Source organism: Bradyrhizobium amphicarpaeae (genome assembly GCF_002266435.3).
Classification (GTDB): Bacteria; Pseudomonadota; Alphaproteobacteria; order Rhizobiales; family Xanthobacteraceae; genus Bradyrhizobium; species Bradyrhizobium amphicarpaeae.
The window spans coordinates 2,194,180-2,214,348 of record NZ_CP029426.2 but is presented as its reverse complement, the minus strand read 5'-3'; the positions used below and the strand labels follow the sequence as shown (position 1 = coordinate 2,214,348).

Below are 20,169 nucleotides of genomic sequence, written 5' to 3'. Positions count from 1 at the left end.
GCGGCCAACGCCGCGGGATCGCATTGCCGGATGCTCATTTGAGCATTTCCGGCACGATCAAACGCGGCAAGAACAGCGACACGCTTGGCCAGACGATGACCGCCGCCAGCACGAGCAACATCGGAATCAGCATGATGACCGTGTCCTTCAGCGCATAGCGCAGCCGCACGCCCGCGATCGAACAGGCGATCATCAGACATAGACCGTAGGGCGGCGTCACCAGTCCAAAGGCCAGCGATACGATGGAAATGATCGCGAACTGGACCGGATGAAGGTCGACCGACTTGGCCAGCGGCTCCAGCACGGTGCCGACGATGATGATGGCCGGGATGGCATCGAGGAAGCAGCCCACCACCAGAAAGCACAAGGAGATGAAGAAGCCGGCAGCGATGGGGCCCATGCCCCAGGTCGACACGTTGGCCAGCAGCTCCTGCGGAATTTTGTAGTAGGCGAGCAGCCAGCCGAACGCACTGGCGGTGCCGACGCAGAACAGCGCGACGCCGGCGAGACGCCCGGTGTCGAGCAGGGCCTTGTACAATTCGCGTATCCCCGTCTCGCGGTAGAAGAACGCCGAGAGCACTACGGAATAGAGCACGGCGACGCAGGCGGACTCGGTCGCGGTAAACCAGCCAAGCAGAATGCCGCCGACGATGATGAAGGGTGTCATCAGCGCCGGGATCGACCGCCAGATGGCGCATCGCATATCGACCCAGCTTGCCTTCGGATAGGTCGGGTAGCCGCGGCGCACCGCGTAGATGTGCACCGTCGCCATCTGCGCGCCCGCGATCAGCAGGCCCGGCACGATGCCGGCCAGGTACATCGCCGCAATCGAGGTCGAGATCAGTCCGCCCCACACGATCATCAGAATCGAGGGGGGAATGACGACTGCAAGCACCGCGGACACCGCGGTGATCGCAATCGAGAACGACAGGTCGTAGCCCTCCTTGGTCTGCGCATCGATGAAGATCTTGGACTGGCTCGCCGCATCGGCGGTCGAGGACCCGGAGATGCCTGCAAAGAACACCGACAGCACGACGTTGATTTGCGCCAGCGATCCGGGCCAGTGCCCGACCATCGAGCGCGACAGCGCCACCAGGCGATCGGTGATACCGCCGATGCTCATCAGGTTCGCCGTCAGCAGGAAGAACGGCACTGCCAGCAGGATGAACGAATTGTACGCGTTGAAGGTCTCCTGGGCGAGCGTCATCAACGACAGATGCGGTTCGATCAGCAGGATGGGCACACAGGCAAGGCCGAGCGCGAAGGCGACCGGCACGCGCACGATCAGCAGGCCGACGAAGACCCCGAACAGCACCATCGCGGCCTGTCCGGCAGAGAGTACGTTGCCGCTCATCGCTCTGCCCCAGCCAGAATGCGGATTTCATCGACGATCTGTTCGCCCGCGAAGACGATCCATGTCACGCCGGCGACGGGCCAGGCGACGTGAATCAGCCAGAGAGGCAGATCGGCCAGTTCCGAAGTTCTGTTCCAGGCAAAGCGTGTGAACTCGATACCGGCCGACACGAACACCAGCGCCAGTGCCAGCACGCCGAGCCGCGCTAGGATCCGCACTGCCGCCTCCGACCGCCGCGACAGGTCGGGCCACACGTCGACCTCGAAATGCTGCGCCTCCCGCACGCCGACCATGGCGCCGATCATGATCGTCCAGATAAACAGGAACCGTGCCATCTCCTCCGTCCAGATGTAGGACGGAATAAGAGGCGTGTAGCGTGAGACGATTTGCAGCGTGACCGGAACGACCAGGATGCCGACGCAGGCGGCCAGCAGGAATTCCAGCAGCTTCGCATAGGCCGCCGATATGCGACGCCACAGCGACGGTGTGGACGGGACGGGCATGTCAGACATTGGAGCTCCGTGCGGGCAGAACATCCGCCACGTCCGGGCAAGAAGCGGGGCTTGCCCGGAGTTGCCATCGGCGGACGCAAAGGCCTCAGACGACGTTGATCTTCTCGAAAATGCCCTCCGCGCCGATTTCCTTGGCATAGGTGGCCATCACGGGGTCGGCGAGCTTCTTCATGGCGTCGCGCTCCTCGAAGGGGACGCGCTTGAGCTTGCCGGCCTTTTCGAGCGTGTCGAGCTTGACGACCTCTTCGCTGGATTCGAGCTGACGGCCGTAGTCGCCGGCCTCCTTGCCGGCCTTCATGATCGCGTCCTGCAGCTCCTTCGGCAGGGTCTTCAGCGTCTTCACCGAGAAGCAGATCGGCCGGATCGACACGGCGTGCTGGGTCAGGTTGAGATGCGGAGCGACTTCGTAGAACTTCATCGCCTCGACGCCGGCCGCCTCGTTCTCGCCGGCCGATATCACGCCGTTCTGGATCGCGTTGTAGATTTCGTTATAGGCGATCACCGTCGGGCTCATGCCGACCGCGGCAAATGTCTTCGACCAGATCGGCGCGCCTTGGACGCGAACCTTGAGACCCTTGAGATCGGCAAGATTCTTGAGCGGCTTGTTGGCGAAGATGTTGCGGATGCCGCCGCCGGAATAGCCGATCAGGACGACCTCGGCCTTCGCCGCAACTTCATCGGCGATCGGCGCCAGGATATTGGCTTCGACGACCTTGTTCATGTGCTCGATGCCCTTGAACACGAAGGGTGCATCGATGAATGGGGCCGCCTTTGCGAAGGTCGACATATGGGCCGGCGAGACGATGCCGTAATCGACCGCCTTGCCCTGCGACATGTATTCGAAATACTGCTTCTCGAGGCCGAGCGACGAATTCCTGTGCAGGGTGAAGTTGACGGGCTTGCCGTAATACTTCTTCACCAGTTCCTCGAACCGGAGCAGGGCCCGATTGAAGGCGTGGTCGTCGTTGAACTGCACGGCACCGTTGAGCGTGATCGGCGCCTGTGCCCTGAGGATCGACGGCATGCCGATCACGGCCGCCGCGGTGGTCGCGCCGAAACCAGCGAGAAATGACCTTCGCTTCATCGTCTCCCCTCCCTTTGATGCTCCGGCCCTGTCGCCGGGCCGTGAGCGCAGCCGGTGTGCGGCTTGCGAGAGGCAAGCGTATGAAAATCCTCGGCGGGACGGAAGTCATTTCGACGGCGCCGGAGACACTCCTTCGTCGCAGGGCCCTCCCCTGCGCGACCTGTTGCGCTGCAACCCGCGGCCCGCGGCGCATGCGAAAATCGTGGCGCCGGGCGAGTCGCGCCCTTATGGTCTTGCCAAAATCATAGTCTGGCGCCGTGGCGCCGGGATCTGGAAGTTCGCGTTTGTCAAAGCTCACCCTGCCGGTCCGCCTCGCTCTTCTGGTCGCGGGAACGATGTTGCCGCTGATCGTCTTCGCGGTCGGCATTGCCGTCTACAATTACAGGCAGGACCGCAGCGATGCGACGCGTCGCGTACTGGAGAACGTGCGCAGCATGCGCCTCGTCATGGACTCCGAGGTTCAGCGCATGACCGGCGGCCTGCAGGTGCTCGCCTTGACCAATTCGCTGCGCAACGGCGACTTCCAGAACTTCCGCCGCATCGCGCTTGGTTTTCTCGAGCAATACGGCAAGGACGGCCTGGTGCTGATCTCCGACCGCAAGGGCCGGCTGCTGTTTTCCTCCGCCACGGAGGACACCGCAAGCCTGCCGGCGCGCGGCCAACTCGAGACGGTCGAAAGGGTATTCGCAACCAGGTCGCCGCAATATTCCGACCTGTTCACCGGTGCGATCAACGGGAAGCAGGTGCTCACCGTCGAAGTTCCCGTGTTTCGCGACAACGAGGTGGTCTACGACCTCTGTTTCAGCCCGCCGATCAGAATCTTTCAGGAGCTTGTCGAGAAGCAAAGGCCGGACCAGCTCTGGACCGTATCCCTGCTCGACACCAAGGGCATCGTCTTTGCGCGCGTACCGAACCCAGGTGCGACGATCGGGAGGCAGGCGTCCGGTGCACTCGCCGAAGCGATGTCGCGCACGTCGGAGGCGACCCTGTCGAGCGTCTCGCTCGACGGGGTGCCGCTGTCCTCCGCCTTTACTACCTCGCGCCTGACCGGATGGAGGGTCGTGGCCGGCGTCGCCGAAAACTCGCTGATCGCGCCGCTCTGGCGCAACATCGCGGTCACGAGCCTGATCGGCGGCATCCTGCTGCTGACCGGCCTCACCTTCGCGGTCAGGATGGCAACCACGATCGCGCGCGGCGAGATGCTGCACAATCTCTTGATCGACGAGCTCAACCACCGGGTCAAGAATACGCTGGCCTTGATGCAGGCGATCGCTGTGCAGACCTTCCGCAGCGCCAGCCGGGACGAACGGATGAAGTTCGAGGGGCGTCTCGGCGCACTGGCCGAAGCGCATAATCTGCTGAGCCAGGAGAAATGGGCGGGCTCCGAGCTGCGGGAGGTGATCGCCCGCGCGCTGCGGCCGTTCCTGATGAACGGTCCCGACCGCATCCGCATGGCCGGTCCCGCCGTGCCGCTGTCGCCGCGGCTCGCCGTGGTGCTGTCGATGATCGTGCACGAGATCGCCACCAACGCAGCGAAATATGGCGCGCTGTCCAACGAGACCGGGCGGGTGACGCTGGACTGGGAGATCATCGCCGATGCGCCGAAACCGCGGCTGCGCCTGATCTGGACCGAGACCGGCGGACCGCCGGTCACGGCACCGGTGCAGCGGGGCTTCGGCTCACGCCTGATCGAGCGCAGCGCGCGCGACCAGCTCGGTGGCGAGGCCACCGTCGACTTTTTGCCGCGCGGCGTGGTCTGCACCGTGGTCTGCGCGCTGGACGAGGCGCGTTGAACGGAAGATGCCCTACCCGATGGTCTGCAGCGCCGGGAACGTCTCCAGCAACCAGATGCTCACATTCGAGACCGCGCCGGTGAGAAAGCCGATGCCGGTGATCACCATCAGGACGCCCATGGCGCGCTCGACATTGACGAGATGGCCCTTCATGCGCGCGAACAGCGCGGAGAACTGCTCGATCATCAAAGCGGCGATCAGGAAGGGAATGCCGAGACCGGCGGAATAGACCGCGAGCAGACCTGCGCCTTTCGTCACCGTGGTCTCGGCGGCGGCGATCGACAGGATCGCGGCGAGGATCGGGCCGATGCAGGGCGTCCAGCCGAACGCGAAGGCGAGCCCCATGATATACGCGCCCCAGAGACCGACCGGCTTCGGGATCGGCAGCCGTCCCTCGCGCATCAACAGGCCGATGCGCGTCAGGCCCAGGAAGTGCAGGCCCATGATGATGATGACGATGCCGGCGAGGATCGACAGCTCCGCCGACCATGCACGAATCAGCCCGCCGACCAGCGAGGCGCTGGCGCCGAGCGCGACGAACACCGTGGAGAAGCCGAGCACGAACAGCAGCGCCGACATCATGATCGCGCGCTTGGAGGCCGAGGCCGGCTCGTCGCTTTCGACGTGCTCGATCGTGGCGCCCGTCAGATAGATCAGATAGGGCGGGACCAGGGGCAGGACGCAGGGAGAGAGGAAGCTGACGAGGCCGGCAATCAGCGCCGCCGGGATCGAAACATTTTGCATGATGCCGTCTGAGCCATCTCAGGCGCCGGAGCGGCGCACCGGGAATGCGCGCGGCCCGGAGCCGAACCGGCTCTGGTGTAACCGATGCCGAAGAATGCGCAACAGAGGCGCACGAAACCAGGGCTCCTCCCGATGCCGCCTGCGATCACAGGTGCGGCATCGGGACGCGCACAAACCTCGCCAAAAAGCGAGATTCGGCGGCGCGGCTACTTCACCACGCGGAGCAGCGGACGCCGGGGCTGGTCCTGCGTCTGCTTGGAAGGGGACGGCGGCTCGCTCGCGGCGCTCCGCAGCATTTCGTCGCACAGTGCCTTGAGATCGGCGCTGTCAATTCCTTTGAGCTTCATCCTGACGTCGAGGATGACAATGGACAGCAGCTCGGCCGACTCACGGCTGTTGCACGCGTTGAGAACCCTGCGGCACCCCTCAAGCGTCTCCAGCACCGACTGCAACTGTTCGTCTGAATGCGACACCGGCGTTCTTTCCGTTAATTCGGCCTGCGAGACGTGATTGGGACGATCTCTTCGGCCCCCATGGAGCCCAGAGGATACCATGAGGCCACTGCGCCTCCGAACCTGATTACAGCGTGTTTCTGCTGTGGAACCGCGGTTTCGGCCCACATGGCCGCGCCACGCCGTCGACTGTTTTCAAAGCCGTAATCAAGCGAACGCGCGGCGCATTGTGATGGATCCATCGCGAGACCCGATGCCGGCTTGCGCGCAACGACATTCATTGCGGACAGTGCCTGCAATCCCGCAGCCATTTCACGGCTCGCAACGGAACTCACGCCACAACCCCTCTTGCGGGCGAATAATCCACCCGATTCCCAGCCCGTGGCAGCATCTAAATACCACCCACCGGGTAGTAAGGATGATGGTTCAAAACTCATCATCCCCCAACCCGCAGTGGTTGTGGTTTGCGCCAGATTCTGCCAGTTTAGCGACCCGAAGGGACTTGTATGCACTCCTTGGCGGAAAGGGGCGTTCCTCTGGCGGAACGCCCAAAGACAAATCTCAGCGGCCTCTCGGATTGGGATGCGGCCCGTATATTCCTCGAAGTCGTCCGGTGCGGAAGTTTCCGGTCGGCGGCCGAGCGCTTGTCGCTGTCGATCAACGCCGTGCGCCGGCGAATCGACGATTTCGAGCGCCAGACCGGCACCACACTGTTCACCCGCGACGTCCACGGCACCCATTTGACCGATGAAGGCGCGCTGGTGGTCTCCGCCGTCGAGCGCATGGAGGCCGCTACCTTCGACGTGCTGCGCGCCAGCGATTCGATGGCCAACGCCCTGTCGGGCGAGGTGCGGGTCGCCGTCACCGAAGGGCTCGGCACGTTCTGGCTCGCCCCGCGCCTGGTTGAATTCCAGCAGGCCTATCCGAAGATCCTGGTCGACCTGCATTGCGCGATGCGCTCGGCCGACGTCTCGCGCCACGAGGCCGACGTCGCCATCCATCTGTTGCGTCCCTCGGCGCTCGACATCAAGCTGGTGCGGCTCGGCCGCATGCATCTGATGTTCTGGGCCTCGGAGAAATACATCGAGAAGCATGGCGCGCCGCGCACGGCGGCGGAATTGATCAAGCATCGCCTGGTGCTGCAATTCGCCGACCAGCTCGCCGCCAAGGAAACCTTCGAGAGCTTCTTTCCCGGCGTACCGGAACGTGACCTTCTGGTCATGAAGACCAACGTCTCGAGCGCCAACTACTGGGCGGTCGCGAATGGCGCCGGCATCGGCGTCTTCCCAAGCTACGCCATTGCGCTTGGCGGGAAGTTGATTCCACTGGAGGTCGAGTTGAACCGACCGCTGGATATCTGGTTGTCCTACCATCCCGGTAGCGGCCGTATTCCGCGTGTGCGGCACATGATTGATTGGCTGATCGAAGCTTTCAGTCCGGCTCGCTTCCCGTGGTTTAAGGAAGAGTTCGTGCACCCGCATGAATTCAAGGACTCGTATATGGGCGAACCCCTGACCCAGCTCTTCGGGGGATTTTCAACCGAAGAACAAAGGTGAAAACGAAGATGAAAGCAGCGGCGAAAAGAATGAAGCAGCGCAGTGCCGGCAAGCCGGACATCGAGCTGGGCAAACGGATCCGTCTGCGGCGCGTCGAGATGAAGATCTCGCAGGCCGAACTCGGCGAGAAGCTCGGCGTCAGCTTCCAGCAGGTCCAGAAATACGAGAAGGGCGTCAATCGCGTCGGCGCGGCTCGGCTTCAGCAGATCGCCACCGCCCTCGACGTGCCCGTGACCTTCTTCTACGACGGCGACAACAAGGCCCGCGAAGTCGAGAGCCTGCTGTTCCTTGATAGCGCGTTCAGCCTCCGCCTGCTGCGCGCCTACAGCAAGATCAAGGACCAGACTGTGCAGCGTCAGCTCGTCTCGCTGATGGAATCGATCGCGGCGAACGAAGCCTGAGGTCGATCGACGGCCGGTCTTTACGGCCGATCTTCAATCCGCCGCGTCACGGAGGCGCGGCCGGATTGAACGAGCATATTCCGGCTCGCGCGCTTGCGCGCGGCCTTTCCGGGCGGCTGGACCGGCCCTTTTCTGCGCGCGCACGACATGGACGGCGCGCCATGCAATCCCGGTACAGGCGGATGCAGACCCGCCCACCCTGCCCCGGTTGACCCCGCAAGCGCTGCCGCAGCACATTGCCCCTCGCACATGACCAGCGAGCGCGCGATGCCCGACATTTTCAGCACGACCGAAATCCCCTACGCCAACGGCAAGATCCTCCAGCATACGGCCGGTGGCGTCGGCGTGATCACCTTCAATAATCCCGACAAGCGCAACGCCATGTCGCTGGAGATGTGGCAGGGATTCGGCGAGGCCCTGACGAGCCTGCGCGACGACCAGACGGTGCGCGTCGTGATCCTGCGCGGGGCCGGCGGCAAGGCCTTCGTCTCCGGCGCCGACATCAGCCAGTTCGAGAAGGTCAGGCATAACGCGGCGGCCTCCGAGGAATATGCCAGGCGCAGCGCCGCCCAGCGCGCACTGCTCGCCGACTATCCCAAGCCGACGATCGCCTGCATCGAGGGCTTTTGCCTCGGCGGCGGCATGCAGGTCGCGATGCTCGCCGACATGCGCATGGCCGCGCACGGCAGCCAGTTCGGCATTCCCGCGGCCAAGCTGGGCATCGCCTATGGCTTTGACGGCCTGCGGCATCTGGTGTCGCTGGTCGGCCCGTCCTGGGCGCGGCTTCTGATGTACACGGGCATGCGCATCGATTCCGCCGAAGCGCTGCGCATTGGCCTTGTCGAGCGCGTGTTCCCGGTCGACGAGCTCTGGGGCGAGACCATGACGATTGCCGAGACGATCTCGCAGAACGCCCCGCTCGCAATCAAGGCCGCCAAGATCACCATCGCGCAGGTGCTGAAGGATGAGAGCCAGCGCGACATGGACGCGATCAAGGCGATCGGCACTGCCTGCATGGATTCCCGGGATTTCCGCGAGGGCCGGCAGGCCTTCATGGAAAAGCGCAAGCCGCAGTTCCAGGGACGTTGAAGCTGAACCGACGTTCAGGAAGATTAAATTCCTCGGGCAGCTCAGCACAGCAGCAACCAGTTGATCCGGCGAAAGTTCTCCCGCCACAACGAGGGAGATCACGATGACACTGAAATTTTCCGTTCTTGCTCTGGCGACCATCGGCGGCATGGCGATAGCGTCCGGCGAGGCGGTCGCTGCAATGCCCAACGGCATCCCGCAGGCGGACAAGATCGCAAGCGGTCCGGCCGCAAACGTCGATCAGGTGCGCTGGGTGTGCAACCCCTGGGGCCGCTGCTTCTGGCGGCCGAACTATTACGGCGCCTACGGCTATTATGGCGGCCCGCGACGTTTCTACGGTCCGCGTCCGTGGGGCTGGGGTCACCGCCATCACCATTGGCGCCGCTGGTGAACGACAAAGGGGCCGCGAGGCCCCTTTTTCTTTTGAGATGAACTGGCGCCGCCGATCGACTGCTTCTCAGAGACCCGCCAGCACTGCCTTCGTGATGTCGGCAGTCCCATTGCTGCCGCCGAACTCCATCGGCTTGATGCCGCCGGCATAGACCTGATCCACCGCGCGTTCGATCGCCTCGCCGGCTTCCGCCGCGCTCTCGACGCCGTGCTTGTCGGCGAGCCAGTCCAGCATCATCGCGGCAGACAGAACCATGCCGGTGGGATTGGCCTTGCCCTGCCCCATGATGTCAGGGGCGGTGCCGTGGCAGGGCTGGAACACGGCGTATTTGTCGCCGATGTCGGCCGACGGCGCCATGCCGAGGCCGCCGATCAGGCTCGCGGTGATGTCGGAGACGATGTCGCCGAACATGTTCTCCATCACCATCACGTCGAAATCCCAGGGACGCTTCACCAGCATCGCCGAGCAGGCATCGACATAGAGCCGGTCAGTCTTCACCTCAGGATGCTTCTTTTCGATCTCGTCGAAGATGCCGCGGAAGAACGCAAAAGCCTTGAACACGTTGGCCTTGTCGACGCAGGTCAGCATCCCCGGCTTGCCGCGGGCCTTGCGCCGTTCGGCGAGGCGAAACGAGAACTCGAACAGACGCTCGGAGGTTTTCCGCGTGATCACCATGGTCTCGCGCGCATCCTCGTGGGTGACGATGCCCTTGCCCATCGAGGCGAACAGGCCTTCGGTCGATTCCCGGATCACGACGAGATCGATGCCGCGCTGGTCGGCGCCGACGATCGGGCTCGGCACGCCGGGGATCAGCCGCGCGGGTCGCACGCCGGCATAGAGATCGAAGATGAAGCGCAGCTCGATCTGCGGCGCGATCTCGGTGTTGTCGGGGTAGCGCACCGACGGCAGGCCGCAGGCCCCGAGCAGGATGGCGTCGGCCTCCTCGCACAGCTTGATGGTCGAGTCAGGCATCGATTTGCCGGTGGCAAGATAATTGTTGGCACCGGCCGGCGCCTCGGTGAAGCGGAAGCGCAGATCCGATTTCTGCTCGATCTTGCGCAGCACCTCGACGGCCGGCGCCATAACTTCGGGACCGATGCCGTCACCGGCGAGCACGGCAATGTGGAAGGCGTTGTTTGCGGACATGGGAGGGGCCTCGGAAACGAATTGACCAAGTCGTCATTGCGAGCGAAGCGAAGCAATCCAGAACTGCATCTGCAAAGACATCTTGGATTGCTTCGTCGCAAGAGCTCCTCGCAATGACGGAGGAGAGAACTATTCTACGGCGTCAGCACCGTACGCCCGACCACCGCGCCCTGCTGCAATTGCACCAGCGCCTCGTTGGCCTTGGCGAGCGGAGCCGTCGTTACCGGGATCGGCGGCACCTTCTTGGTGCGGACGAGATCGAGCAGCTCCTGCGTCTCGCGCAGGTTGCCGACATAGCTGCCCTGGATCGTCACCGCCTTGATCGGAATCAGCGGCAGCGCCCAGGTCGCGCCGCCGCCGAACAGGCCGACGATGACGAGCTTGCCGCCTTTGGTCAGGCAGTCGAATCCAAGCTGGGTCGTGGCGGCATTGCCGACGAGGTCGATCACGGCGCGGATCGGGCCGCCCGCTTTCCTGGCCAATTGCTCCAGCGCATCCGGCGCCTTGGGATCGACGGTGGCGAGCGCGCCGGCCTTCTCCGCCGCTTCACGCTTCCTGGCGTCGATGTCGAGCATGATCGCGCCTTTGCCGCCCATCGCCTTGAGAAGCGACAGCGCCATCAGGCCAAGGCCGCCGGCGCCGAACATCACGATCGGCGTGTCGAAATGCTGCTCGACCTTCTTCAGCGCGCTGTAGGTGGTGACGCCGGAGCAGGCGTAAGGTGCGGTCGTCGCGGGATCGAGTCCCTTCAGGTTGAGCAGATAGCGGGGATGCGGCACCAGCATGTGGTCGGAATAGCCGCCGTCGCAATAGACGCCAAGCGAGCGCGGTGTCAGGCACATGTTCTCGTCGCCGGCCAGGCACGTCGCACATTTGCCGCAGCCGATCCAGGGATAGACGAGGCCGACATCGCCGAGCTTGAGATCACCCTGGTCCGTCGATTTCACGTCGGGGCCAAAGGCCAGGACTTCTCCGACCGTCTCGTGCCCCATGGTCAGCGGCAGATTGATGCCACGGTCCTTCAGCGACAACGGCTTGCGGCCGTGGCCGAGATCATAGCCGCCTTCCCAGATGTGGAGATCGCTGTGGCAGACGCCGGCGGCCTTGACCTTGATCAGCACCTGCGTGCCCGACGGCTGCGGCGTCGCCTCGTCGAACTCCTGCAACGGCGCCTTGAAATCGGCAACCTTGAAACTCTTCATCGGCGTCCTCCCGGCATGCTTCTTGTCGCCGCGCCACCATGCCATGGCGGGCAAGGCGAGACAAACCGGTCTTAGTTCAGGCCAGCGGATGATGGCAAGCCGCGAACTGGCCGGGTGCGACTTCGCGCAACTCCGGTATCTCGGCGCTGCATCGCTGGTCGGCGCGCGGGCAGCGGGTACGGAAGCGGCAGCCGGACGGCGGCGCAATCGGGGATGGCGGCTCACCGGCCGCCACACTCTCGGCGGGACGCACATCCGGATCGGGCACCGGGATCGCCTGCAACAAGAGCCCGGTATATGGATGTGCGGGATTTGCGAACAATTGCTCCGAAGGACCGACCTCGCAGAGCCGGCCGAGATACATCACCGCGACGCGGTCGCTGACCGCTTTGACCACCGCGAGATCATGCGCGATGAACAGCAGCGTCAGGCCGAAGCGCGCTTTCATCTCCTCTAGCAAATTGAGGATCTGCGCGCGGATGGAGACGTCCAGCGCCGAGACCGGTTCGTCGCAGACGATGAACTCGGGGTTGAGCACCAGCGACCGCGCGATGCAGATGCGCTGGCACTGCCCGCCGGAGAATTCGTGCGGCAGGCGGCCCGCCACGAGATCAGGATCGAGCCCGACCGCAGAGAGAACCTCGTGAACCCTGCGCTGGCGCTCGGCGGCATCCTTGACGCCGGCGATAATCAACGGCTCGGCCACGATGTCGCCGATGCGACGTCGCGGATTGAGCGAGGCAATCGGATCCTGGAAAATGAGCTGCACGCGGCGGCGCATCTTGCGCAGCGCCTCGCCCTCCATCGCGGTGAGATCCTCGCCGTCGAACAGCACGCGGCCGGATTTGGCGCGGCGCAGTTGCAGCACCGCGCGCCCCAGCGTCGACTTGCCGCAGCCGGATTCGCCGACGAGGCCCAGCGTCTCGCCGCGCGCGACCGCAAGGCTGACACCGGAAACCGCGTGCACCGTCTTGTTGCCGAGACCATATTCGACGACGAGATTATCGACGCTCAGGAGCGGCTCGGCACGCACGGCAAGCTGCATCATGCGCCGATTCCTTCCGCCATCTGGATCGGGTGGAAGCAGGCATAGAGATGACCGGGCATCTCGGCGCTCGTCAGGCCGGGCTTGGCCTCATGACAGCGGCTGTCGGCGTAGCGACAACGCGGCGCGAAGGAGCAGCCCTTCAGCGGCCGTGTCGGATCGGGCGGACGGCCGGAGATCGCGGGCAGCGGCGTGTGCGGCGCAGTCTCCAGCTTCGGGATCGCCGCCAGCAGCGCCTCCGTGTACGGCATGTGCATCCGCTTGAACAACGCCCGCGTCGGCGCGCGCTCCACCACCCTGCCCGCATACATCACCGCGACCTCGTCGGCGCGGCCGGCGACGACGCCGAGATCGTGGGTGATGATGATCATGGCCATGTGGCGACGACGCTGCTCGCGCGCGAGCAGATCGAGGATCTGGGCCTGGATGGTGACGTCGAGCGCGGTGGTCGGCTCGTCCGCGATCAAGAGCTTCGGTTCGCAGGACAGCGCGATCGCGATTGCGATGCGCTGGCGCATGCCGCCGGAACATTGATGCGGATATTGCGCGAGCCGTTGCTCAGGTGCGGGGATGCCGACGGCGGCGAGCAGCTCGATGCTGCGCTTCCGTGCTGTGGGGGCATCGAGCTCGAGATGCTCCTGGATCGTTTCCATCAGTTGCGTGCCGATGGTCAGCACGGGGTTGAGCGAGGTCATGGGGTCCTGGAATACGACTGCAAGTTCGCGCCCCCGCAAGCGACGCAGGCTTTCCGGGGGAAGCCGCACCAGGTCCTGTCCCTCGAACATCACGCGTCCGGTGAGCTTTGCTTTCTTCGGCAAGAGCTGAAGCACCGCGCGCGACAGCATGGTCTTGCCGCAGCCGGATTCGCCGACGATGCCGAGCGTGCGCCCCGCATCGAGCGACAGATCGACATGGTCGACGGCACGCAAATTGCCGCGCGGCGTCGGCAGATCGACCGCGACGTCCTCGACGGTCAGCAGCGGGTTGCTCACAGCGCACCCTGACGCGGGTCGGTCAGCGCTCGCAAGGTATCGCCGACCAGATTGAAGGCCAGCACGGTCAGGAACAACGCCGCAGCGGGAAGGAAGGCCAACCGCGGCGCGACGTCGAGGCTCTCGCGCCCCTCCCCGATCATGCTGCCCCAGCTCGCCATCGGCGGCGGCACGCCGAGACCGAGGAAGGACAGCGCGCCCTCGACCACGATGGTGACGGCAACGCCGAGCAGGAAGAAGGCCAGCAGCGGCAGGATCACGTTCGGCAACAGCTCGCGCAACAGGATGCGCGCATGGCTGGCGCCTAACGCCTCGGCCGCGATCACGAATTCGCGTCGCGCCAGCGTCAGCGTCGCCGCGCGCGCCACCCGCATGAAGGCGGGAATGCCGAGCACGCCGAGGATCAAGGTGAGATTGGGGACGGACTGGCCGAGATAAGCGGTCACGGCGAGCGCGAAGATCAGCGGCGGAAAGGCAAGCAGCACATCCATGCTGCCGACCACCAATGTCTCGAACCGGCCGCGGAAATAGCCGGCGAGAAGGCCGAGCGCGCCGCCGAGCGTCAGGCCGATCATCGGCGCGATCAGCCCGACGGTCAGCGACACCCGCGCGCCAAAGATCAGCCGGGCGAGTTCGTCGCGGCCGAGCCCGTCGGTGCCGAGCCAATGCTCGGTGGAGAACGCCGCACGGCGCTCCAGCATGTCCATGTCGACAGGGTTCTGCAGCGGCAGCACCGGCGCGAGCATCGCGAGCACGAGGATGATCGCGACCCAGACGCTGGCGAGCCAGAACAGCAGGCCGAGCCTGCGCTTGCGACCGGCAGGCACAGGCGCGGCCTCGTCCTGCATCGAGAGCTCAAGCGTGGCCATGGCGGATCCTGGGGTCGAGCACGGCGTAGAGCATGTCGACGATGAAGTTCACGATGACGAAGCCGCAGGCAACCAGCAGCACAACGCCCTGGAGGATGACGAGGTCGCGGGTGTAGATCGCCCCGACCAGGAGCCGACCGATGCCGGGCAGCGCGAAGATCGATTCCACGATCAGCGTGCCGCCGAGCAGACGGCCGATATTGATGCCTGTGACCGTCACCAGCGTCAGCGACGAGGGCTTGAGCGCATGCACGAACAGGATGCGCGCCGGCTTGAGACCTTTTGCCTTCGCGAGCGCAATATAATCCTCCTGCAAGGTCGCGATCATGTCGGAGCGCAGCACCCGCATGATGCCTGGCCATTCTGCCAGCGCGAGCGTCAGCGCCGGCAGCACGAAGAAGCGCAGATTGTTGAGCGGCTCCTCGGTGAACGGCACATAGCCGGTCGCCGGCAGCCAGTGCAGCTCGACCGCAAACAGGTAGATCAAGAGGATCGCCACCAGGAAGGACGGCATCGACAGCATCGCGAACGCACTGCCGGTCATGAACCGGTCGAACGCACCGCCGGCGCGCGCAGCGCAGGCGATCGCGACGGGAACGCCGATCAGGAGGCCGATAAATTCGGCCATCAGCATCAGCTGCAGCGAGACTGGTATGCGCTCTGCCACCGCCTGCAACACCGTCTGCCCGGTGCGGAAGGAGCGACCGAGATCGCCTTGCAGGACGTGGCCGAGCCAGCTCAGATAGCGCCACCACAGCGGCTGGTCGAGCCCCATGTCGCGGCGCAGTGCCGCGACATTCTCCGGCGTCGCCTGATCGCCGAGGATGACGAGGGCGAGATCGCCCGGCAGCAGCGAGGCGATCAGGAATGTCAGCAGCGAAACGGCGAGCAGAACCGGGAGTATGGCAAGCAGCCGCCGAACGACGAAGTTCAGCATCGCGGCGTCATTCCAGCCAGGTCCTCGAGACGTCGATCACGCCGTTGTAGATCTTCGGAAAGCCCTTCAGCCTGGCGCTCGACAGCGCGTAATAGGTGTTCTGAAAGGTCCAGAACCAGATGGCTTCCTTGTTGATCAGGCGGCTTATGGCGCAGTAATCCTCGGTGCGCTGGCCGAGATCGGGCGTGACGCGCGCGTGGTCCAGCAGCTTGTCGAGCTCGGGATTCGAAAGGCCGGCGAGCGCCAGCGGGCTGCCGCTGCGGAAATTCGCGTACATCTGCGGATCGGGATCGGCGAGATCGACGATGCGCCACGGCGTCATCTGGAACTGGCGGGTGAAGGCGCGCGACGGAATGGTGGCCTGGTCGACCTGCTCGATCTCCATGTTGGCGCCGACACGCTTCCAGAATTGCTGGAGCACCTGGCCGACCACGCGGCCGCGCGGCGTCGCGGTCACCAGCATCTTGAACTCGACCGGCTTACCGTAGTCCTTGATCAGCGCCTTGGCCTTCTCGACGTCGAACGGCAGCGCGCCGTCGTCCTTGCATTTGACCCAGGAGCCGTCGCCATAGGGATTGCTGGCGGGCCGGCTCAGGCCGTTGCTGATCGCCTGTGACATTTTCGGACGATCGATCGCCATCACCAGCGCCTGTCGTACGCGGACGTCGTCGAACGGCGCGACCTTGGTGTTGAAGGCGTACACCGCCGCGCCCGAACCCTTGTAGGTGTGAACGGTGAGCTTGGGGTCCTTCTGCGCCTTCAGGATGTTGTCGGCGTCGGCCTCGTCATCCCAGATGATGTCGGCCTCGCCCGATTGCAGCGAGGCGAAGCGCGACTGGGCGTCGGGCAACGGCTTCAGGATGATGCGGTCGAGATAGGGCCGGCCCTTGTCCCAGTAATTGGGATTCTTCTCCAGCACCATGCGGTCGCCGGCGGTCCAGGATTTCAGAATGTAGGGCCCGGTGCCGACGGGGTTGCGATTGTAGTCGTCGCCCTTGGTTTTCCAGGCTGTGGGCGAGTGTATCGCGTTGTTCTGGCTCTGGATGGTGATCACCGCGGGCAGGTTCACCGAGGGATCGGTGAGCTTGTAGACGATCGTGGTGTCGTCCGGCGCGAGCACTTCCTTGACGTTGGTGATGTAGAAGGCGCAACGACACTTGTTGGCCGGGTCCTTCTGCCGGTCGAAATTCTCCTTGAAGGCCTGCGCATTGAACGGCGTGCCGTCATGGAATTTCACGCCCTCGCGCAGCTTGAAGGTCCAGGTCATGTAATCGTCGGAGTGAGACCAGGACACCGCCAGCTTGGGCGCGGCTTCGCCTTTGTCATCGAGCGTGGTCAACGTGTCGAAGATGGCGGCGGCCGCGGTGAAGGTCGATGTGTCGTAGACGCCGACCTTGAGCGGATCGAAGCCCGGAATGTCCAGCTCCTGACCGACGGTGATGCTGCCGCCAGACTTCTGCGCCTGTGCGGTCCCGGCCAGCGGAAGCAGGGCAAATGCCGCAACAAGGAAAATCGGCGCGTGTTTGCGCGCCTTAGCAGCCAACGTCGTCATGGTTCCTCCCGGGATCCCTCGTCCGATGTTTCGGATCGCTGAATGACTGGGAGCGAGATTGGCGACAAAAGCGCGCCACGGCAAGAGGAACGCGCGACAGATCACACGCCCCAGGTGCGGCGCAATGGTACTCAGCCTGTCCCGACAGTTTTGCCTGTCGGAATTGACGCACCCTCGGCGAGGCCGATCTCGTCGCGCAGCGCGTCGGTATGTTCGCCGAGCACGGCCATCGTCTTGGCCGGCGTGATATCGGCACCCGACATCCGGAACGGCAGGTTGAGCACCTGGAAGGAGCCGCCCTCGTCCTGCACGGAGGAGAGCGCCTGCCGGTGCGCGAGTTGCGGATCGGCCAGCGCCTCCGAAACCGTGCGATAGGCCGAGGCTGGCACGCCGGCCGCGCCTAGCGCGACAAGGCAGGCATCGGTCGTGAGCTGCCGCGACCAGGTTTCGACGCCGTCCATGACCTCCGCCCAATTGTCGCGGCGCGCGGCATAGGCGGCAAAGCGCGGATCGGAGATCCATTCGGGGCGGCCGATCACCTGCATCAGGGCCTGGAACGTCTTCTCGCTGGCGACCGTGATCATGACGTAGCCGCTTGCCGTCTCGGTCGGCCCGAACATCGGGCGCGGCGGCGGCTTCACGGCGAATTGCGCCCCCTGCAATTCAGTCAGTGTCAGTGACAGCATCGATTCCAGCATGGAGACGTCGATGTGCTGGCCAAGGCCGGTCACGCTGCGCTGATAGAGCGCGGACGCGATCGCGCCGAAGCCATAGGTGCCGGTGACAACGTCGGCGTGATAGATGCCGCAATAATCGGGTCGGCTACGGCCGGGCTGGTAGGCCAGATGCGCCATGTCGTAGCCGGAAGCGGCATGGATCACCGGGGCATACGCCGGCAGCTCGGCCGAGGGGCCGGTCTGGCCGTAACCCGAGATCGAGCAATAGATCAGCCTCGGGTTGACCTGACGCATGCTGTCGTAGTCGAGCCGCAGCCGATGCATCACGCCGGGGCGAAAATTTTCCACCAGGATGTCGGCGGTTGCGGCCAGCCGGCGCACCGCTTCCTTGCCGTCTTCGGACTTGAGGTCGAGCACCACGCTCTTCTTGCCGACATTGAGCTGCCCGAACGCGGTGCTGCATCCCTTGCGCAGCGGCGGCCGCGTCCGCATCGTCTCCCCGCCGTCGGTCTCGATCTTGATGACCTCGGCGCCCATGTCGGCAAGCATCCGGGCGCAGTGAGGACCGGCGATGGTGGTCGAAAAATCCAGCACCCGCAGCCCCGCGAAGGCTTTTGTCGTCGTCCCCTCATGCTTATCTGCTAGCTGCATGCCTGCTCACGTCCTTGGGGCTCTTAGGAACTCTCGAAGTTCTCTGTCGTTGACGCGGCGACCCTAGAGGGCGGCGGCCGAGTAGGAAAGTGTTTACCGAACCGACGCACCGCGTGGGTGGGCTTTGAGGAATTCCAGGACAAGTGGACCCGTTCTTGCATAGAAGCAAACGGGATCGACAGAGGGCAGCTGTTCTTGAGGGTCTTGTTCGTTACCACTGAGATGGACGACTTCGTCCGCGTCGGCGGACTCGGCGCTGTTTCCGCGGCCCTGCCCCGCGCCCTTCGCCCCTTTGCCGATATCCGGATCATGCTGCCCGGCTATCGCGACATCATCGAGCAACTCACGCATATTCAGATCGTCGGCCGCTGCCCGGCCTTCGCGGAGATGCCGGCCTGCTCGCTCGGACGAGCCGCGACCAAGGACGGCCTGCCGGTCTATGTGCTGTTGTGCTCGCAACTCTACGACCGGCCCGGCAATCCCTATGGCGACGAGTCCGGGCGCGACTGGCCCGACAACGACATCCGCTTCGCGCGCTTTGCCTCGGCGGCCGCTGAGCTGGCCATGGGCAAGCTGGACAAGAATTGGGCAGCGGACCTGGTTCATGCCAACGACTGGCAGGCTTCGCTCGTGCCGGCCTATCTTGCCTGGCGCGGCGCCAAAGTCCCGTCGATCCTGACCATCCATAACCTCGCCTATCAGGGCCTGTTCCCGAGGGACTCGCTGCGACGGATCGGCGTACCCGAGAGCTCCTTCCACATCGACGGCGTCGAGTTCTACGACCAGCTGTCCTTCCTCAAGGCCGGCCTCGTCTATGCCTCGCACCTCACCACCGTCAGCGGCACCTACGCGCGCGAGATCACCACGACCGAGTTCGGCTGCGGCCTGGAGGGCCTGCTGCGCCTGCGCTCGGACGCGTCCGAGCTCACCGGTATCCTCAACGGCATCGACGAGAGCTGGGACCCGCGCTCCTGCGCCCAGCTCGCCCAGCAGTTCGGCGCCGGCGACTGGGTCGGCAAGAGGGCTAATGCGGATTACGTCCGCAAGCAGTTCGGCTTGGCGGTGTCGCGAGGCCCGATGTTCGGCATCGTCGCGCGCCTCGTGCACCAGAAGGGCATCGATCTCGTGCTGTCGGCGGCCGACGAGATCGTCGATGCCGGCGGGCAGATCGTGGTCACGGGCTCCGGCGAACCGGCGCTCGAGCAGGCCTTGATCGATGCGCATCGCCGCCGCCCGGACGCCATCGGCGTGGTGATCGGCTTCAACGACGCCCAGGCGCGCCGCATCTTCGCCGGCAGCGACTTCACCCTGATGCCGTCGCGCTTCGAGCCGTGCGGGCTGAGCCAGATGTACGCCCAGCGCTTCGGCTCGCTGCCGATCGGCCACCAGACCGGCGGCCTTGCCGAAACCATCACCGACGGCGAAACCGGCTTCCTGTTCTCAAGGCCCTCTCGCGAATCCTTCCTTGGCGGCGTCCGCCGGGCTTTCTCGGCTTTCATGGCCCACGACCAGCTCGACACCATGCGCCGCAGCGCCATGGGGCGGTCGTTCTCGTGGAGCATTTCGGCCGGGAGCTACAGCGCGCTGTATCGCAAGCTGGCGTCGGCCTAGAGCAACAGAGGCACCGACCGAAGCTACCACTCCGCTGGGGGTTAAAGCGCGGTCGTACACTCATATATCTGATAGGTGCCATACGCGGGCATCTTCGGCCTTCCCGTTCGC

Annotated in this window: 19 protein-coding genes; 6 read left to right on the top strand and 13 right to left on the bottom strand. The window is 64.6% G+C overall.

Going from position 1 to position 20,169, the window contains the following annotated elements; translation table 11 throughout:
* Window positions 1-34: 34 nt before the first annotated feature.
* From CIT40_RS10280 to CIT40_RS10270, 3 genes are all read right to left on the bottom strand, one after another.
* A complete protein-coding gene (locus CIT40_RS10280; protein ID WP_094892325.1) occupies window positions 35-1,354 on the bottom strand; it encodes a TRAP transporter large permease in 1,320 nt (439 codons plus the stop codon).
* The gene (locus CIT40_RS10275) at window positions 1,351-1,866 is read right to left on the bottom strand and encodes a TRAP transporter small permease (protein WP_094892324.1); all 516 of its coding nucleotides are present in this window, start codon (window positions 1,864-1,866) and stop codon (window positions 1,351-1,353) included. The genes CIT40_RS10280 and CIT40_RS10275 overlap by 4 nt, the downstream gene beginning before the upstream one ends.
* Before the next feature lie 85 nt (window positions 1,867-1,951).
* Window positions 1,952-2,950: a TRAP transporter substrate-binding protein gene (locus tag CIT40_RS10270; RefSeq protein WP_094892323.1), complete on the bottom strand. Its 999-nt coding sequence runs from the start codon at window positions 2,948-2,950 to the stop codon at window positions 1,952-1,954.
* Window positions 2,951-3,285: 335 nt separating this feature from the next.
* Between CIT40_RS10270 and CIT40_RS10265 the strand changes: the two genes are divergently transcribed.
* A complete protein-coding gene (locus CIT40_RS10265) occupies window positions 3,286-4,743 on the top strand; it encodes a sensor histidine kinase (protein WP_094892410.1) in 1,458 nt (485 codons plus the stop codon).
* Between the two features lie 12 nt (window positions 4,744-4,755).
* Here CIT40_RS10265 and CIT40_RS10260 read toward each other — a convergent pair whose 3' ends face one another.
* Entirely contained in the window at window positions 4,756-5,487 is a 732-nt protein-coding gene (locus CIT40_RS10260) for a cytochrome c biogenesis CcdA family protein (protein WP_094892322.1), read from the bottom strand.
* Between the two features lie 206 nt (window positions 5,488-5,693).
* Window positions 5,694-5,960 (bottom strand): hypothetical protein, encoded by a 267-nt coding sequence (locus tag CIT40_RS10255; protein WP_094892321.1) that lies wholly within the window; start codon window positions 5,958-5,960, stop codon window positions 5,694-5,696.
* Window positions 5,961-6,445: 485 nt separating this feature from the next.
* Here CIT40_RS10255 and CIT40_RS10250 point away from each other — a divergent pair, with 485 nt between their 5' ends.
* The 4 genes from CIT40_RS10250 to CIT40_RS10235 all read left to right on the top strand — a co-directional run bounded on the left by CIT40_RS10250 (window position 6,446) and on the right by CIT40_RS10235 (window position 9,376).
* Window positions 6,446-7,495 carry a LysR family transcriptional regulator gene (locus CIT40_RS10250; protein ID WP_094892320.1) on the top strand — a complete coding sequence of 350 codons (1,050 nt, stop codon included), beginning with the start codon at window positions 6,446-6,448 and terminating at the stop codon, window positions 7,493-7,495.
* 29 nt (window positions 7,496-7,524) lie between these two features.
* Window positions 7,525-7,896 carry a helix-turn-helix domain-containing protein gene (locus CIT40_RS10245; RefSeq protein WP_014497036.1) on the top strand — a complete coding sequence of 124 codons (372 nt, stop codon included), beginning with the start codon at window positions 7,525-7,527 and terminating at the stop codon, window positions 7,894-7,896.
* A gap of 267 nt (window positions 7,897-8,163) precedes the next feature.
* On the top strand, window positions 8,164-8,985 hold the full coding sequence (locus CIT40_RS10240; protein ID WP_094892409.1) for an enoyl-CoA hydratase: 822 nt from the start codon (window positions 8,164-8,166) through the stop codon (window positions 8,983-8,985).
* Window positions 8,986-9,088: 103 nt separating this feature from the next.
* Entirely contained in the window at window positions 9,089-9,376 is a 288-nt protein-coding gene (locus CIT40_RS10235; RefSeq protein WP_094892318.1) for a hypothetical protein, read from the top strand.
* Between the two features lie 66 nt (window positions 9,377-9,442).
* Here the strand turns inward: CIT40_RS10235 and CIT40_RS10230 are convergent, their stop codons facing one another.
* From CIT40_RS10230 to CIT40_RS10195, 8 genes are all read right to left on the bottom strand, one after another.
* Window positions 9,443-10,522, bottom strand: coding sequence for an isocitrate/isopropylmalate dehydrogenase family protein (locus CIT40_RS10230; protein ID WP_094892317.1), 1,080 nt, complete (start codon window positions 10,520-10,522; stop codon window positions 9,443-9,445).
* A 134-nt stretch (window positions 10,523-10,656) separates the two neighbouring features.
* The gene (locus tag CIT40_RS10225; protein ID WP_094892408.1) at window positions 10,657-11,724 is read right to left on the bottom strand and encodes an alcohol dehydrogenase; all 1,068 of its coding nucleotides are present in this window, start codon (window positions 11,722-11,724) and stop codon (window positions 10,657-10,659) included.
* A gap of 76 nt (window positions 11,725-11,800) precedes the next feature.
* Window positions 11,801-12,772, bottom strand: coding sequence for an ABC transporter ATP-binding protein (locus CIT40_RS10220; RefSeq protein ID WP_094892316.1), 972 nt, complete (start codon window positions 12,770-12,772; stop codon window positions 11,801-11,803).
* Entirely contained in the window at window positions 12,769-13,761 is a 993-nt protein-coding gene (locus CIT40_RS10215; protein ID WP_094892315.1) for an ABC transporter ATP-binding protein, read from the bottom strand. Before CIT40_RS10215 ends, CIT40_RS10220 begins: the two co-directional genes overlap by 4 nt.
* On the bottom strand, window positions 13,758-14,630 hold the full coding sequence (locus tag CIT40_RS10210; RefSeq protein WP_094892314.1) for an ABC transporter permease: 873 nt from the start codon (window positions 14,628-14,630) through the stop codon (window positions 13,758-13,760). The genes CIT40_RS10215 and CIT40_RS10210 overlap by 4 nt, the downstream gene beginning before the upstream one ends.
* The gene (locus CIT40_RS10205) at window positions 14,617-15,567 is read right to left on the bottom strand and encodes an ABC transporter permease (protein WP_094892313.1); all 951 of its coding nucleotides are present in this window, start codon (window positions 15,565-15,567) and stop codon (window positions 14,617-14,619) included. Before CIT40_RS10205 ends, CIT40_RS10210 begins: the two co-directional genes overlap by 14 nt.
* Window positions 15,568-15,574: 7 nt before the next feature.
* The gene (locus CIT40_RS10200; protein WP_094892312.1) at window positions 15,575-17,119 is read right to left on the bottom strand and encodes an ABC transporter substrate-binding protein; all 1,545 of its coding nucleotides are present in this window, start codon (window positions 17,117-17,119) and stop codon (window positions 15,575-15,577) included.
* 131 nt (window positions 17,120-17,250) lie between these two features.
* Window positions 17,251-18,447, bottom strand: coding sequence for a CaiB/BaiF CoA transferase family protein (locus CIT40_RS10195; RefSeq protein WP_094892311.1), 1,197 nt, complete (start codon window positions 18,445-18,447; stop codon window positions 17,251-17,253).
* Between the two features lie 195 nt (window positions 18,448-18,642).
* Here CIT40_RS10195 and glgA point away from each other — a divergent pair, with 195 nt between their 5' ends.
* Window positions 18,643-20,058, top strand: a complete 1,416-nt coding sequence (glgA, locus tag CIT40_RS10190) for a glycogen synthase GlgA (protein WP_094892310.1) — start codon at window positions 18,643-18,645, stop codon at window positions 20,056-20,058.
* Window positions 20,059-20,169 lie beyond the last annotated feature (111 nt).